Raw genomic sequence first — 15,410 nt, 5'->3', positions numbered from 1 at the left:
GGCTCCGCCGGTGCCGGGTGCCGTCCGGGGCCTTGCGGCTAGGCGGCGGGCTGGGCGTTCTCGGCGATGCGGGCGAACTCCTCGACCGTGAGGGACTCCCCGCGAGCCTGCGGTGAGACCCCGGCCGCGACCAGCGCGGCCTCCGCGGCGGCGGCGGATCCGGCCCAGCCGGCGAGTGCCGCGCGCAGGGTCTTGCGGCGCTGCGCGAAGGCCGCGTCGATCACCGCGAAGACCTGCTTGCGGGAGGCGGTCGTCCTGATCGGCTCGGTCCGGCGGACGAGGGAGACCAGTCCGCTGTCGACGTTGGGCGCGGGCCAGAAGACGTTGCGGCCGATGGCGCCGGCCCGCTTCACCTCGGCGTACCAGTTGGCCTTGACCGACGGCACGCCGTACACCTTGGAGCCCGGCGCGGCGGCGAGCCGGTCGGCGACCTCGGCCTGCACCATCACCAGGGTGCGTTCGATGGTGGGGAAGGTCTCGAGCATGTGCAGCAGCACGGGCACGGCGACGTTGTAGGGCAGGTTCGCCACCAGGGCGGTGGGCGCGGGGCCGGGCAGCTCGGTGACGTGCATGGCGTCGGAGTGGACCAGCGCGAAGCGGTCGGCGCGCTCCGGCATGCGCGCCGCGACGGTCGCGGGCAGCGCGGCGGCGAGGACGTCGTCGATCTCGACGGCGGTGACCCGGTCGGCGGCCTCCAGCAGCGCGAGGGTGAGGGAGCCGAGCCCCGGGCCGACCTCCACCGCGACGTCGTCGGGACGGACCTCGGCGGTCCGGACGATACGCCGGACCGTGTTGGCGTCGATCACGAAGTTCTGGCCGCGCTGCTTGGTGGGACGGACACCGAGGGCTGCCGCGAGTTCGCGGATGTCGGCCGGACCGAGGAGGGCGTCGGGGGTGGGGCTGCTCACGGGACAAGGGTACGGGGGCGCGGTGGGCCGGATCGCCAGGTGTCCGGCGTGCGGGCGCACCGCACTGCCGGACGTCGTGGATCGGCGCCCGCCGCCCCCGCGCCGGGGATCGCCCGCGGCTACCCGTGCAGCCGTCTGCCGCAGGCCGGCCAGGGCGTCGCGCCCCGGCTCACGTACAGCTTCTTCGCGCGGAGGGTCTGCTCCTCGGCCGGGGCGTCCTGCGGGCGGCCGCGGCCGCCGAGGCTGTGCCACGTGTGCGCGTCGAACTGGTAGAGCCCGCCGTACGTGCCCGAGGCGTCGACGGCGTGCGGCCGGCCGCCGGACTCGCAGGCGGCGAGGGCGCGCCAGTTCAGGTGGTCCGCGCCGTGCACGGAGGGCGGCAGCGGCTTGGTGCCGACCCTGACCACCTGGCGGCGCGGGCGGCGCACCACCTCGGTCTTCTCCCGGCGCGGCGTCTGCCGGACCCCGTTGACGGTGCGCACGAGGAAGGTGGTCCGCCGCAGTCCGGGCTGCCCGGGCTCGGAGACGACCTCGGTGCCCTTGAACAGGGAGGGGTCCTCGGTCCGCCGGACCCCGAAGGGGATCTGCTCCTCGCGGATCTCGCGGCTGCCGGTCACCCGCAGCACGGTCACCGTCTGCCCGTCGCGCGGGAAGCTGTCCCCGGGGACGGAGGTGGTGTCCTGGCCGCGCAGGGTGATCCCGGCGTCCTCGATCGCCTCGCGGACGGTGGCGGCGTTGGTGCGGACGGTGCGGGCGCGGCCGTCCGCCATGATCGTGACGGCCCGCTCGGTGCGCACGTCGAGGGCGAGTCCGGCACGTCCGATGCTCTGGGAGCGCGAGGCGGACAGGTACGCGCCCTCGGCGCGCACGCCCAGCTCGTGCAGCGCTCCCTCGACGGTGCCGGCGGTCGTCCACACCTCGTGCCGGTGGCCGTCCAGGGTGAGCCGTACGGGGCGTCCGTAGCGCACGGCGATCCGGTCGCCGCCGGCGAGCGCGGTGCCGGGGGCGGGCGCGACCATGTCGTGGGCGCCGACGTGCACGCCCTCCTCGGCGAGCAGTTCGCCGACGTCGTCGGCGAAGGTGTGCAGGCTGCGCTGCCGCCCGTCGACGCTGAGCTCGACCGCCTTGTCCTGGGCGACGAAGGCGGTGGTGCCGCCCGCCAGGAAGGCCACGACCAGCGCCTGCGGCAGCAGGCGGCGCACCGCGGACTCCGGGCGCTCGGCGGAGCGCGCCCTGCGCCGGCGTGCGGCCCGCCCGCTGCCGTCGGCGTACCCGTCCTGAACGAGGGTGTCCCGGTCCTCGGCACCCAGGATCTGCACGAGCGTGTCCTCGTCCGGCGGGCGAGTGTCCTCGACCAGCTCGACCAGGGTGTCGCCGCTCTGGCGCGGCAGCAGCGGTTCGGTCGCGAGCTCGTGCGCGGGTACGGACGCCGGGGCCCGCACCCCGGCCTCGTAGGCGGGCCGGTACGTGTCGTCGTACGGCACCCCGTTCGGCACGGTCTCGGCCTCGTGCAGGCCGGGCCAGGGACCGCCGGGCGGACCGGCCGGAGCGGTGTAGGGGCCGTACGCCTCGTAGGTCTCGTACTGCGACTTGCTCACGCCGACACGCTCCAGAGGGCCAGACGGGTCCGGAAATCGGGCCCAGAACCTAGCGGAGCGCCGGTCACTCTCCAAAGCGGCGCGACTACGCAACGTGGCGCTCGAACCCAAGCCCGAGCCGCCGGTCCGTTACCGGGCGGTTATGTTCGGCGTACGGTCAGTAACCGAAGGCGCGGGCGGTGTTCGCGCCCAGGGCCGTCGCCAGCGCGTCCTCGTCGAGGCCGCGCACGGCGGCCATCGCCCGGACCGTGACCGGAATGAGATACGGGGCGTTGGGCCGTCCGCGGTACGGCGCCGGGGTGAGGAAGGGCGCGTCCGTCTCCACGAGGACCAGTTCCAGCGGGGCGACGGCGAGCGCGTCCCGCAGGTTCTGGGCGTTCTTGAAGGTGACGTTGCCGGCGAAGGACATGAAGTAGCCCTCGCGGGCGCAGATCGCGGCCATGTCGGCGTCGCCGGAATAGCAGTGGAAGACGGTCCGCTCGGGGGCGCCCTCCTCCTTCAGCACGCGCAGGACGTCGGCGTGGGCGTCGCGGTCGTGGATGACGAGCGCCTTGCCGTGCCGCTTGGCGATCTCGATGTGGGCGCGGAAGGACCGCTCCTGCGCCGCCTTGCCCTCGGGGCCGGTGCGGAAGTGGTCGAGGCCGGTCTCGCCGACGCCCTTCACCTGGGGCAGCGCGGCCAGCCGGTCGATCTCGGCCAGGGCCTCGTCCAGGGCCGCGTCGCCGCCCGGCTCGCGGGCGCCCTGCCGGGACCAGCCGTCGGGGTCGCCGTGGACGATGCGCGGCGCCTCGTTGGGGTGGAGGGCGACGGTCGCGTGGACGTTCTCGTGCTCCGCCGCCGTCTCGGCGGCCCAGCGCGAGCCGGCGAGGTCGCAGCCGACCTGGACGACCGTCGTGACGCCCACTGACGCCGCCTTCGCGAGGCCTTCCGCGACCGTGCCGGACTGCATGTCGAGGTGGGTGTGGGAGTCGGCGACGGGCACCCTGAGGGGTGCCGGGAGCGGCGGAGCCGCGTTCTTGTCGTCACGGGTGGTCCGGCCGGTGTTCGAAGGCATGCCCCGATCCTACGAAAGGGGCATGCGCCCGAGAGCCGGTGATCCGTTCAGCCGGCCTTGCGCTGGAACGGGTGGAGGAGATCGGACAGGTGCCAGTGGTGCGGCTCCCTGGGCTGCGCGGGCACCTCGGGCGTACCGGGCACGTCCGGCACCTCGACGGGGCCCGCCGGGGGCACCCGGTGCGGGTGGCCCTGCGCCGCGCTGCGCACCGACGAGACCTGGCCCGCGCGCATGATCCGCAGGACGTGGCCGTCGCAGTTCTGGCAGCTCGGCCGGCTCAGCGGTGACGGCACGACGCGGCCGTCGGCCACGTAGCGCACGATCTGCTGTCCGTCGGCGTCCGTGTGGTGCTCTATCTCGTACGACTGTTCCCAGCCGTGCCCGCAGCGCATGCAGGCGAACGAATACGACTCGTGAACGACGGCGGTGGCCGTGCCGTGGAGGCCGGTCTGCCCTGCGATCTCACTCATGCCAGCTCCTCTTGTCCGCTGGACAAGCGCCCCGGCTCGGGATTCCCCCCGGAACCCCTGGGGCGAGGGACGGGTGCGTCCCTTCGACCAGTGGACGCCTCCGCCGGCGTGAATGCAGCAGGCCTGTCGAGTGTTGGAGGCGATTTGGTCGTTCCTTGCAGAAACCACCCTCTTCATGCCCCTCGGGCTTTGCTTTCGGCGCCAGTCTTTTGCCCGCCCATGGGGCGTTCGCTCACCCGAGGACAGACCTGCTCAGAGGGAGCGTTTCCGCAGGCCAGGGGCGCACGGGCGGATAGAGGGCGCGATGGGCGGCGCGCTCGGCCCGCGGGGCCGCGGGCCCGCCGGCGCACCCCCTCAGGCGCCGGCGGTCTTGGCCGCGACCACGGCGTCGAACACCACCCGCTTGGGCAGCCCCGCCTCCACGGCCACCGCCGCGATGGCCTCCTTGCGGCGCTCGCCGGCCTCCTCGCGCACCCGCACCCGGCGGACCAGTTCGGCGGCGTCGAGTTCCCCGGGCCCGGTCTCCGGAGCACCCTCGACCACGACGGTGATCTCGCCCCGCACGCCCTCCGCGGCCCACCGCGCCAGCTCGGCCAGCGGGCCGCGCCGTACCTCCTCGTACGTCTTGGTCAGTTCGCGGCACACGGCGGCGCGCCGCTCGGCGCCGAAGACCTCGGCCATGGCGGCGAGGGTGTCGTCGAGCCGGTGCGGGGCCTCGAAGTAGACGAGGGTGCGCCGCTCCTCGGCGACGTCCCGCAGCCGGGACAGCCGCTCGCCCGCCTTGCGCGGCAGGAAGCCCTCGAAGCAGAACCGGTCGACGGGCAGCCCGGACAGGGCGAGCGCGGTGAGCACGGCGGACGGTCCGGGCACGGCGGTGACCCGGACGTCCTTCTCCACGGCCGCCGCGACCAGCCGGTACCCCGGGTCGGAGACGGACGGCATCCCGGCGTCGGTCACCAGCAGCACGCGCGCGCCGCCGAGCAGCTCCTCGACCAGTTCCGGCGTACGGGCGGTCTCGTTGCCCTCGAAGTACGACACCACGCGGCCCCTGGGCGTCACCCCCAGCGCCTGGGTGAGCCGGCGCAGCCGCCGGGTGTCCTCGGCGGCGACCACGTCGGCGCCGGCCAGCTCCTCGGCCAGCCGGGGCGGCGCGTCCGCGATGTCGCCGATGGGGGTACCTGCGAGGACAAGGGTTCCAGTCACGCCCCCATCCTCCCAGGCGCGCGGGGACACACGGGCGGCGGTCGGGACCGCCTCCGCAGCCACAGGAAACGCATCGCGTACCGACCGGTACCGCACATGCACGGGACTCGCACAGAACGGTTCCCTACGATGGCGCGGTGACCAGTACCGCGTCCTCCATGGACCTCCGGCAGGGCCAGACGCCGCACGACCGGCGGCCGTCCTGGCAGCAGCGGCTGCGCCGATTCGGGTACGCACCGGCGAAGGACGCGCCGGAGGGCGACGTACGCGACCGGCTGGTGCCCCCGTACGCCGAGCCGAGCACCCGGCTGTGGCAGGCGCTCGGCATGTCACCGGTCCTCGCCGAGCGTCTGGTGCGCTGGTCGGGCTGGGGCGGTCCGCTGCTGGTGACGCTCATGGCGGGCCTGATGCGGTTCTGGAACCTGGGCAGCCCGCGCGCGGTGATATTCGACGAGACGTACTACGCCAAGGACGCCTGGGCGCTCGTCCACCACGGTTTCGAGGTGAACTGGGACAAGTACGGCAAGAGCGCCAACGACCTGGTCCTGTCCTCGCACGGCCATCTGGCGGTCCCGACGGATCCGGCGTACGTCGTGCACCCGCCGGTGGGCAAGTACGTCATCGGACTGGGCGAGCTGATGTTCGGGTTCGACCCGTTCGGCTGGCGGTTCATGACGGCGGTGCTCGGCACGCTGAGCGTGCTGCTGCTCTGCCGGATCGGGCGCCGGATGTTCCGCTCGACGTTCCTCGGCTGCCTGGCGGGCGCGCTGATGGCGGTGGACGGCCTGCACTTCGTGATGAGCCGGACCTCGCTGCTCGACGGCGTGCTGATGTTCTTCGTGGTCGCCGCGTTCGGCTGCCTGATCGTCGACCGGGACCGGGCGCGGGAGAGACTGGCCGCCGCCCTGCCCGTCGGCCCGGACGGCCGGGCCCGTCCCGACGCGCGGATCGCCGACACCTTCCGCTTCGGGCTGCGCCCCTGGCGCTGGGGTGCCGGGGTGATGCTCGGCCTGGCGATCGGCACGAAGTGGAACGGGCTGTACGTGCTGGCCGCGTTCTGCGTGATGACGGTGCTGTGGGACGTCGGCGCCCGCAAGGTGGCCGGCGCCCGCCACCCGTACGCCGCCGCCCTGAAGTACGACACCGGCATCACCTTCCTGGCGACGGTGCCGGTGGCGCTCGTCGTCTACCTGGCCTCCTGGACCGGCTGGATCCTTTCTCCGGCCGACGGCCGCGGCGGGTACTACCGCAACTGGGCGGCCACCGACGGCAAGGGGGGCGGCTGGACCTTCCTGCCGGACTGGCTGCGCAGCCTGTGGCACTACGAGCACGAGGTCTACAACTTCCACGTCCACCTGTCGTCACCGCACACGTACCAGTCCAATCCCTGGAGCTGGATCGTGCTGGGCCGCCCGGTGTCGTACTTCTACGAGTCCCCCTCCCCCGGCGCCGACGGGTGCCCGGCGGACGCGGGCCAGAAGTGCGCCCGGGAGGTGCTGGCGATCGGCACGCCGGCGCTGTGGTGGGTGGCCTGCTTCGCGCTCCTGTACGTGCTGTGGCGGTGGGCGTTCCGCCGCGACTGGCGGGCCGGCGCGATCGCCTGCGGCGTGGCGGCGGGCTACCTCCCCTGGTTCATGTACCAGGAGCGCACGATCTTCCTGTTCTACGCGGTCGTGTTCCTGCCGTTCCTGTGCCTGGCGGTGGCGATGATGATCGGCGCGATCGTCGGCCCACCCGGCTCCACGGACACCCGCCGCGTGATCGGCGCCTCCGCGGCGGGCGTCCTGGTCCTGCTGATCGCCTGGAACTTCATCTATTTCTGGCCGCTGTACACGGGCCAGGCCATCCCGATCGACAGCTGGCGGTCGCGGATGTGGCTGGACACCTGGGTCTAGCCGGGCGGACGTCACGAGGGCGCGGCCGTCCGGCCACGCGGGAGCGCCCCGCGGCGCATGGCCTGCGGGGCGCCCGGCGGGTGTTCAGTCGACCATCTGCCCGTCGCCCGTACCACCGACGCACTTCATCCCGACCACCTTTCCGCCGCCGTCCACGCACTCACCCGGGGTGAGGCTTTCGGTGTGGGCGTTGGCGGGGGTGTGGTGGGTGGCGGCCGTGGCGGTGGCGGCACCTGTGAGGCCGAGCCCGGCGAGGGCTGCCGTGGCGAAGACGGCGGCGAGAGTTCGTCGCATGCGCATGGGGATTCCCTTTCGCGGATTGCCTCGGTTGGGGCACCTCTCAGCTTGATCTTCACCCATGTGGGTGGCGCGTTTGGTTACTCCATTCGAGTGAAACCTGCCGGGGCGGGTCCGGCAACTCGGGGCGCGCGGGCGCCGCTTACCGCTTACAGTGCTCACGCAGCCTGTTTTTGAACGCGTTCAGGAAACGTGTCGCAGGGTGACGGGGAAACGGGGAGGGGTGCGCGGATGCGCGGCGGGGTCAAGGGTGCGGTCATAGGCGGCGTCTGTGCGGTGATGCTGGGGGGCGCCGGGTACGGGGCCTACAACTTCCTGCACGCGCTGAGCGACGACGGGGGGACCGGTGTCGCCGCGTCCGTGAAGTCCGGGCCGCCCGACGGTGGCGAAGTGAAGGACGCGACCGGCAAGTTCTTCGCCGCCTGGGAGAAGGGCGACGCGGCGACGGCGGCGTCCTACACCAACTACCCGGAGGCGGCACGGCGGTTGCTGACCGCCTACGGCGACGACGCGCACATCACGAAGGTGCGCATCACGCCCGGCACGGCCGACGGCAGGACCGTGCCGTTCTCGGTCAGGGCGACGGTGTCGTACCGCGGCAGGAGCGAGCCGCTGCACTACCGCACGAGCCTGACCGTCGTACGCGGCGCCAACTCGCACCGCCCGCTGGTCGACTGGCGGCCCTCGGTCGTCCATCCGCGGCTGCGCGAGGGGGACACCCTCGTCACCGGTGCGGCGGCGGCCCCGCCGATCGAGGCCGTGGGCCGCGAGGGCACCGTACTGACCGAGGAGAAGTACCCCTCCCTCGGCCCGGTCCTGGACGAGCTGCGCAAGCGGTACGGCGACAAGGCCGGCGGCCGGGCCGGTGTGGAGCTGGCCGTGCGCCACGAGGCCGGCGCGGACGGCGGCCAGGCCGCCGACACGCCCCTGCTGACCCTCGTGAAGGGCAGGGCGGGCAGGCTCACCACGACCCTCGGCGCGAGCGCCCAGGCCGCCGCCGAGACGGCCGTACGGAAGTACACCGACGCCTCCGTCGTGGCCGTCCAGCCGAGTACCGGCGAGATCCTGGCCGTCGCCAACCACCGCTCCGACGGTTTCGACGCGGCCCTGCTCGGCGAACGCGCGCCCGGCTCCACCATGAAGATCGTCAGCGCGGCGGCCCTCATCGACAACGGTCTGGCCACCGCGAACGGCCCGGCACCCTGCCCCGCCACCGCCGTCTCCCTGAGCCAGACCTTCCACAACCTCAAGGACCTCCGGCCGGACGAGCACGCCACCCTCTCCGACAGCTTCGCCCGCTCCTGCAACACCGCGTTCGTGAAGTTCGCCGACGAGGTCCGGCCCGACACCCTCACCAAGGAGGCCGAGGAGCGGTTCGGGCTCGGGAGGAACGACTGGCGGATCGGCGTGCCGTCCTTCGACGGCCGGGTGCCCGCCGCCGGCGGCTCCGACAAGGCGGCCGGCCTCATCGGCCAGGGCCAGGTCCAGATGAGCCCGCTGAACATGGCCTCGGTGACGGCGACCGCGATGACCGGCGCCTTCCGGCAGCCGGTGCTCGTACCGCTGGAGCTGGACCACCGGGAGCCGGCCCACGCGCGCGGGCTGCCGTCGGGCACCGTGGCACAGCTGCGCGGCATGATGAACCGCACCGCGCGCAGCGGCACCGCCGCGGCCGTGATGGCCGGGATGAGCGGGGACATCGGCGCCAAGACCGGCTCCGCGGAGGCCGCCGGGCTGGCGAAGTCCGACAGCTGGTTCGCCGGTTACCGGGGTGACGTCGCCGCCGCCGCGCTGGTGCAGGACGGCGGACACGGCATCGACGCGGCCGGTCCTATTGTCGCAAGCGTGCTACGGAACGCCGGCTGACGTCACCCGCCGAGGTCGGGACCTTAGGGTGAGGGACGTCGTTGGGGAATTGTGAGGGCCGCGGGGACCCTGAGGAAGGCGCGGAGGAACTGAGGCTGTGGGCAAGAGAAGGCGCGTCGCCGAGCGACGGAAGACCCCGCCCGCCGTACTCGGCGGGATGATCGCCGTGGTCGTCGGCGGCGCCGGCATCGGCGCCTACGCCCTCTACGGCGGCGGCGCCGCGGCCGACGAGGGCACGTCCGCGCAGGGCGGCCACAAGACCGTCAGGACGGGCCCGCTGACGACGGCCGAGGTCCGCACCGCCTCCACGCACTTCCTCACCGCCTGGCAGAAGGGCAGCGTCACCGACGCGGCGGCCGCCACCGACGACCCGTCCGCCGCCGGCCCCCTCCTCACCGGCCTCACGAAGGACGCCCACCTGACGGACCTCACGCTCACCGCCGGCCGGGCCAGGGGGGCCGAGGTGCCGTTCTCCGTGAAGGCGACCGTGTCGTACCGGAAGCTCAGCAAGCCGCTCGCCTACGACAGCGCGCTCACCGTCGTGCGCCGCAAGAGCGACGGCAGGCCGATGGTCCAGTGGCACTCCTCGGTCGTCCACCCCGACCTGAAGGACGGCGACAGGCTGGTCACCGGCGAGTCCGGGACCCCGCCGGTGACGGCGCTGGACCGCGACGGCGGGAAGCTGACGGACACGGAGTACCCGTCCCTGGGCGTGGTGCTGGACGGCCTGCGCGAGAAGTACGGCAAGACGGCGGGCGGCAGGGCGGGCGTCGAGCTGCGCGTGGTGCGCGGCAAGGCGGCCAGGGCGGACAAGCTGTCCGACAAGACGCTCGTCGAGCTGAGCAAGGGCACGCCGGGCACGGTGCGGACGACGCTGAGCCCGTCCCTCCAGGCCGCGGCCGAACGCCAGGTCGCCAAGCGCACGCGCGCCTCCGTGGTCGCCCTGCGGCCCTCGACCGGCGAGATCCTCGCGGTCGCCAACAGCGGGCACGGCTTCAACACCGCCTTCCAGGGCTCGCTGGCGCCCGGCTCCACGATGAAGGTCATCACCTCGTCGCTGCTGATCGACAAGGGCCTGGCCTCGGCGGACAAGGAGCACCCCTGTCCGAAGACGGTCACCTACGGCGGCTGGAAGTTCCACAACGACGACGACTTCCAGATCAAGGACGGCACGTTCAAGGCGAGCTTCGCGCGCTCCTGCAACACCGCCTTCATCAGCCAGGCGAAGAAGCTGAAGGACGACGACCTGACCAAGCAGGCGCAGCAGGTCTTCGGTCTGTCCATGAACAACTGGGCGATCGGCGTGCCCACCTTCGACGGCGCGGTGCCGGTGCAGTCGCAGGCGCAGATGGCGGCCTCGCTGATCGGGCAGGGCGGGGTGCGCATGAACCCGCTGAACATGGCCTCGGTGGCGGCGACGGTGAAGTCGGGCGGCTTCCACCAGCCGTACCTGGTGTCGCCCTCCGTCGATCACCGCAAGCTCGCCACGGCGTCCCGGAAACTGTCCGCCAAGACGCTGTCCCAGCTGCGGGAGCTGATGCAGTACACGGCCGCCTACGGCACCGCCGCCGAGGCCATGTCCGGGCTCGGCCCGGACTACGGCGCGAAGACCGGCTCGGCGGAGGTCGACGGGCAGAAGAAGCCGAACGGCTGGTTCACCGCCTACCGCGGCGACCTGGCCGCGGCGGGTGTGGTGCAGGCGGGCGGCCACGGCGGCGACACGGCGGGCCCGATCGTGGCGACCCTGCTGAAGTCGGGCGGCTGAGGGCATCCCTCGCGGGCGGTCAGGTCCGCACCGTGCGCGGGCGGTCAGGTCCGCACCGGCTCCACCGTGTAGGTCCGGCGCAGGAACCTCACCAGCGCCTTGGACTCGAACTGCACCACGGCGACACCGTTGTCCGTCTGCAGTTCCACGATCGCCTGGACCCGTCCGCACGGCCACACGCGCACGTCACCGCTCTCGGCGGGGACCCGCAGTCCGCGTTCCAGCAGCGCACGGGAGAACGTCCACTCGTGGGGGCCCGGCAGTCCGACCCGCACCGAGCGCGGATCACTGTCGGGGTCGTACCGCAGCACCACGGGTACGGCCCCAGGGTCCTCCTCGTCCGTGACGATATGGGCGCGCGCGTACTGTTCGACCACAGACATCGGACCGCCCTCTCACGCTGAGTGACCTAGGTGAAAGCTGTGCATCCGCTTCTCCTCCAATGTCGCACATTTTCCCGTTCACGCTTCCCGGAGGCCGGGATCCCGCGGGCCGGCGGCCGCGGTCGGCGGACGACCGACTGGTACTTGCAAACCCTTCGCAACAACCCTTTAAAATCAAACGGTGCACGTACCTGACGGATTCATCGACGCCCCCACCTCCGCGGTCACCGGAGTGGTCGCCGCCGGCGCCCTCGCCGTGAGCCTGCGCGGCGCCCGCCGCGAACTCGACGAGCGAACCGCACCGCTGGCCGGTCTGGTGGCGGCGTTCATCTTCGCCGTACAGATGCTCAACTTCCCCGTCGCGGCCGGAACAAGCGGCCACCTCCTCGGTGGCGCCCTGGCCGCGATACTCGTCGGCCCCTGCACGGGCGTGCTGTGCGTGTCGGTCGTGCTGCTCATGCAGGGTGTGCTGTTCGCCGACGGCGGGCTGACCGCGCTCGGCGTGAACATCACCGACATGGCGCTCGTCACGACCGTCGTCTCCTACGCTCTCTTCCGCGGACTGCTCGCCGTGCTGCCGAGCGGGCGGCGCTCGGTGACGGCCGCCTCGTTCGTCGCCGCGCTGGTGTCCGTGCCGGCCGCCGCCGTGGCCTTCACGCTGATCTACGCGATCGGCGGCACCACCGACATCTCCATCGGCAAGGTCGCGACGGCGATGATCGGTGTGCACGTGCTGATCGGTATCGGCGAGGCGGTCATCACCGCCCTCACGGTCGGTGCCGTCGTCGCCGTACGGCCCGACCTGGTGCACGGCGCGCGCGGTCTGCGGCAGCGGCTCCAGCTCCGGGTGAACGGCACGCTGGTGGACGCGCCCGCGCCGACGGCGCCCGTGGCGGCCCGCACCTCCCGGCGCACACTGTGGGTGACCGGTCTCGTCACCTCCCTCGTGCTCGCCGGCTTCGTCAGCTTCTACGCCTCCGCCGACCCGGACGGGCTGGAGAAGGTCGCGCACGACAAGGGCATCGACAAGAAGGCCGAGGCGCACGCCGCGTCCGACTCCCCGCTCGCCGACTACGGCGTCAAGGACGTCTCCGACGCCCGGCTGTCCGGCGGTCTCGCCGGGGTGATCGGCGTCGGCGTCACCGTCGTCGCGGGCAGCGCGGTCTTCTGGGCGGTGCGCCGGCGCCGCGACGCGGACGTCTCGCCCGCCTCCACGGCGGGCACGGGCGCCTGACATGGGGGCGGGACACGCGCACCGGCTCTACCGGCACGGGCACTCGCCCGTGCACGCCCTGCCGCCGCACACCAAACTGGCGGCCGCCTTCCTCTTCGTGGTCGTCGTGGTGTCGACCCCGCGGGAGGCGATGTGGGCGTTCGCCGTGTACGCGGTCCTGCTCGGCTGCGTCGCACACCGGGCCCGCGTGCCCGGCGGTTTCCTGCTGAAGCGGCTGCTGATCGAGGTGCCGTTCGTGGCGTTCGCGGTCCTCATGCCGTTCGTCGCCGAGGGCGAACGGGTGCACGTCCTCGGCATGTCGCTGAGCGTGAGCGGACTGTGGGGCGCCTGGAACGTGCTCGCCAAGGGCACCCTCGGCGTCGCCGCGTCCGTGCTGCTCGCCGCCACCACCGAACTGCGGGAACTGCTGCTCGGCCTGCAGCGGCTGAAGCTGCCGCCGCTGCTCGTGCAGATCGCGTCCTTCATGATCCGCTACGGCGACGTCATCACCGACGAGATGCGCCGGATGCGGATCGCCCGCGAGTCGCGCGGCTTCGAGGCGAGGGGCGTGCGGCACTGGGGCGTCCTCGCCAAGTCGGCCGGCGCGCTGTTCATCCGCTCCTACGAGCGCGGGGAGCGCGTGCACCTGGCCATGGTGAGCCGGGGGTACGCCGGCTCGATGCCGGTGATCGACGAGGTGACCGCGTCCCGGGCGCAGTGGTCGCACGCCCTCGCCCTCCCCTTCGCCGCCCTCGCCGTCTGTCTGCTGGGATGGGTCCTGTGACACCTACGCTGGAAGTGGCCGGACTGGCCTTCGCCTACCCGGACGGCCACCAGGCGCTGTTCGGCGTCGACTTCACCATTGCGCGCGGCGAACGCGTCGCGCTGCTCGGCCCCAACGGCGCCGGCAAGACCACCCTGGTGCTGCATCTGAACGGCATCCTGGGCGGCGGCACCGGCACGGTGACCGTGGCCGGGCTCCCCGTCTCCAAGCAGCACATGGCCGCCATCCGGCAGAAGGTCGGCATCGTCTTCCAGGACCCGGACGACCAGCTGTTCATGCCGTCCGTGCGGGAGGACGTGGCATTCGGGCCCGCCGCCGCCGGGCTCAAGGGGGCGGAGCTGGAGGAACGGGTGCGGCGCGCGCTGGAGCGGGTCGGCATGCAGGACTTCGCCGACCGGCCGCCGCACCACCTGTCCTTCGGTCAGCGCCGGCGTGTCGCGGTGGCCACGGTGCTCGCCATGGAACCGGAGATCCTGGTCCTGGACGAGCCGTCGTCGAACCTGGACCCGGCCTCGCGCCGTGAGCTCGCCGACATCCTGCGCTCCCTGGACGTGACGGTCCTCATGGTCACCCACGACCTGCCGTACGCCCTGGAGCTGTGCCCGCGCTCGCTGATCCTCAGCGACGGCGTGATCGCGGCCGACGGCCCGACCGGCGAGCTGCTCTCCGACGACGCGGTGATGCGGGCGCACCGCCTGGAGCTGCCCTTCGGGTTCGACCCGCGCGCGGCGGCGCCCGCGCCGGGGCGCGCGTGACACCGGCCGCGCCTTTGTGACCGTACGGGCGGCGCTCGGCGCGGCAGTACCCCGACAATGGGGGCGTGATGCGTCAAGAGGACCGGGACGACCCGGGGGCCACCGGGTCGCTGCTGCTGGAGGACCAGCTGTGCTTCGCGCTGTACGCGGCGCAGCGCGCGGTGACCGCGGCGTACCGCCCGCTGCTGGAGGACCTCGGGCTCACCTACCCGCAGTACCTCGTGCTGCTCGTGCTCTGGGAGCGGGGCGAGGCCGGCGTGAAGGAGCTGGCGGGTGCGCTCCGGCTGGACTACGGCACCGTCTCGCCGCTGCTGAAGCGGCTGGAGGCGGCGGGGCTGGTGCGCAAGGAACGTGCGGCGGACGACGAGCGCTCGGTGCGCGTCGCGTGCACCGGACGCGGTGAGCAGCTCCGGGAGCGTGCGGTGCGCGTGCCCGGCACCCTCCTCACCTCCACAGGGCTCGCGGCGCAGGAGGTCGCGCGGCTGCGCGAGGAGCTGTGGCGACTCACCGAGCGCGCGGCCGCGGCGGCGGACCGGTACTGAGCACGATCACCGGCGCCCCGGCCACCGGCACTGATCCCGGTCACCGGCGCCCCTCCCACCGGTACTGATCCCGGCCTCCGGCCCGCCGTTCGCCACCCTGCCGGTGCCTGCTGACCTACCAGCCAGTACCTTGTGCGCAATGTACTTGTGTACCACTAGTTCTGGGGGAGGCCGGCCATGACCGAGGGCACCGCCGTCGACACCCGTCCGACGAAGATCGTGTACGTCGCCGAGGCCACCGCACACGGCGGCCGGGACGGCCATGTCACCAGCCAGGACGGCCGGCTCCAGCTGAAGGTCGCCATGCCGCCGGCGCTGGGCGGCGACGGCGACGGCACCAATCCGGAGCAGCTGTTCGCGGCCGGGTACAGCGCCTGCTTCCACAACGCCCTGATCCTCGTCGGCAACCGCGCGGGCTACGACCTGGCCGGCTCCACGGTGGCCGCCAAGGTCGGCATCGGGCCGAACAGGACCCGCGGCTACGGCCTCGCGGTCGCGCTCAGCGTCTCGCTCCCGGTGCTGGACGCCGAACTCGCGGCCCGCCTGGTGGACGAGGCGCACGAGGTGTGCCCGTACTCGAACGCGACCCGCGGCAACATCGACGTGACGATCCTGCTCGGCTGACCGGCCGGGGCGGCTGTAAGACACCTCACGTCCGCCCCCCTCCCGCCGAGGAA

The 15,410-nt window shown here is 73.0% G+C and carries 15 protein-coding genes; 8 read left to right on the top strand and 7 right to left on the bottom strand.

Features of this window, described 5'->3' with window-relative positions; translation table 11 throughout:
• Nucleotides 1-38: 38 nt before the first annotated feature.
• From rsmA to rsmI, 5 genes are all read right to left on the bottom strand, one after another.
• The gene (gene rsmA, locus N8I86_RS22560; protein ID WP_073888528.1) at nt 39-908 is read right to left on the bottom strand and encodes a 16S rRNA (adenine(1518)-N(6)/adenine(1519)-N(6))-dimethyltransferase RsmA; all 870 of its coding nucleotides are present in this window, start codon (nt 906-908) and stop codon (nt 39-41) included.
• A 119-nt stretch (nt 909-1,027) separates the two neighbouring features.
• On the bottom strand, nt 1,028-2,506 hold the full coding sequence (locus tag N8I86_RS22555) for a resuscitation-promoting factor (protein WP_073888526.1): 1,479 nt from the start codon (nt 2,504-2,506) through the stop codon (nt 1,028-1,030).
• A gap of 157 nt (nt 2,507-2,663) precedes the next feature.
• Nucleotides 2,664-3,560: a TatD family hydrolase gene (locus tag N8I86_RS22550; protein ID WP_263278564.1), complete on the bottom strand. Its 897-nt coding sequence runs from the start codon at nt 3,558-3,560 to the stop codon at nt 2,664-2,666.
• 47 nt (nt 3,561-3,607) lie between these two features.
• Entirely contained in the window at nt 3,608-4,030 is a 423-nt protein-coding gene (locus N8I86_RS22545; RefSeq protein ID WP_073888522.1) for a hypothetical protein, read from the bottom strand.
• A 354-nt stretch (nt 4,031-4,384) separates the two neighbouring features.
• On the bottom strand, nt 4,385-5,233 hold the full coding sequence (gene rsmI, locus N8I86_RS22540) for a 16S rRNA (cytidine(1402)-2'-O)-methyltransferase (protein WP_073888520.1): 849 nt from the start codon (nt 5,231-5,233) through the stop codon (nt 4,385-4,387).
• Nucleotides 5,234-5,370: 137 nt separating this feature from the next.
• Here rsmI and N8I86_RS22535 point away from each other — a divergent pair, with 137 nt between their 5' ends.
• Nucleotides 5,371-7,128: a dolichyl-phosphate-mannose--protein mannosyltransferase gene (locus tag N8I86_RS22535; RefSeq protein WP_263278563.1), complete on the top strand. Its 1,758-nt coding sequence runs from the start codon at nt 5,371-5,373 to the stop codon at nt 7,126-7,128.
• Nucleotides 7,129-7,212: 84 nt separating this feature from the next.
• On the opposite strand, the gene N8I86_RS22530 is transcribed toward N8I86_RS22535, so the two are convergent.
• A complete protein-coding gene (locus N8I86_RS22530; RefSeq protein ID WP_073888516.1) occupies nt 7,213-7,428 on the bottom strand; it encodes a hypothetical protein in 216 nt (71 codons plus the stop codon).
• Nucleotides 7,429-7,656: 228 nt separating this feature from the next.
• Between N8I86_RS22530 and N8I86_RS22525 the strand changes: the two genes are divergently transcribed.
• Together N8I86_RS22525 and N8I86_RS22520 are read left to right on the top strand one after the other, a co-directional pair.
• Nucleotides 7,657-9,291, top strand: coding sequence for a penicillin-binding transpeptidase domain-containing protein (locus N8I86_RS22525; protein ID WP_263278562.1), 1,635 nt, complete (start codon nt 7,657-7,659; stop codon nt 9,289-9,291).
• Between the two features lie 97 nt (nt 9,292-9,388).
• Nucleotides 9,389-11,056 carry a penicillin-binding transpeptidase domain-containing protein gene (locus N8I86_RS22520; protein WP_123437017.1) on the top strand — a complete coding sequence of 556 codons (1,668 nt, stop codon included), beginning with the start codon at nt 9,389-9,391 and terminating at the stop codon, nt 11,054-11,056.
• Nucleotides 11,057-11,100: 44 nt separating this feature from the next.
• On the opposite strand, the gene N8I86_RS22515 is transcribed toward N8I86_RS22520, so the two are convergent.
• A complete protein-coding gene (locus N8I86_RS22515) occupies nt 11,101-11,439 on the bottom strand; it encodes an SsgA family sporulation/cell division regulator (protein WP_263278561.1) in 339 nt (112 codons plus the stop codon).
• Between the two features lie 181 nt (nt 11,440-11,620).
• On the opposite strand from N8I86_RS22515, the gene N8I86_RS22510 reads away from it, so the two are divergent.
• From N8I86_RS22510 to N8I86_RS22490, 5 genes are all read left to right on the top strand, one after another.
• Complete coding sequence (locus N8I86_RS22510) at nt 11,621-12,673, top strand: energy-coupling factor ABC transporter permease (protein ID WP_263278560.1); 1,053 nt, start codon at nt 11,621-11,623, stop codon at nt 12,671-12,673.
• A 1-nt stretch (nt 12,674) separates the two neighbouring features.
• A complete protein-coding gene (gene cbiQ, locus N8I86_RS22505) occupies nt 12,675-13,436 on the top strand; it encodes a cobalt ECF transporter T component CbiQ (protein WP_073888508.1) in 762 nt (253 codons plus the stop codon).
• Nucleotides 13,424-14,191, top strand: coding sequence for an energy-coupling factor ABC transporter ATP-binding protein (locus N8I86_RS22500; RefSeq protein ID WP_123437019.1), 768 nt, complete (start codon nt 13,424-13,426; stop codon nt 14,189-14,191). The genes cbiQ and N8I86_RS22500 overlap by 13 nt, the downstream gene beginning before the upstream one ends.
• A gap of 68 nt (nt 14,192-14,259) precedes the next feature.
• The gene (locus N8I86_RS22495) at nt 14,260-14,733 is read left to right on the top strand and encodes a MarR family winged helix-turn-helix transcriptional regulator (RefSeq protein ID WP_123437020.1); all 474 of its coding nucleotides are present in this window, start codon (nt 14,260-14,262) and stop codon (nt 14,731-14,733) included.
• A 177-nt stretch (nt 14,734-14,910) separates the two neighbouring features.
• Nucleotides 14,911-15,357 carry an organic hydroperoxide resistance protein gene (locus N8I86_RS22490; RefSeq protein ID WP_073888502.1) on the top strand — a complete coding sequence of 149 codons (447 nt, stop codon included), beginning with the start codon at nt 14,911-14,913 and terminating at the stop codon, nt 15,355-15,357.
• Nucleotides 15,358-15,410: the final 53 nt, after the last annotated feature.

This window comes from Streptomyces albidicamelliae (assembly GCF_025642175.1).
Lineage (GTDB): Bacteria > Actinomycetota > Actinomycetes > Streptomycetales > Streptomycetaceae > Streptomyces > Streptomyces albidocamelliae.
The sequence above is the reverse complement of the archived record's forward strand: the minus strand, read 5'-3'. Positions and strand labels throughout refer to the sequence as shown.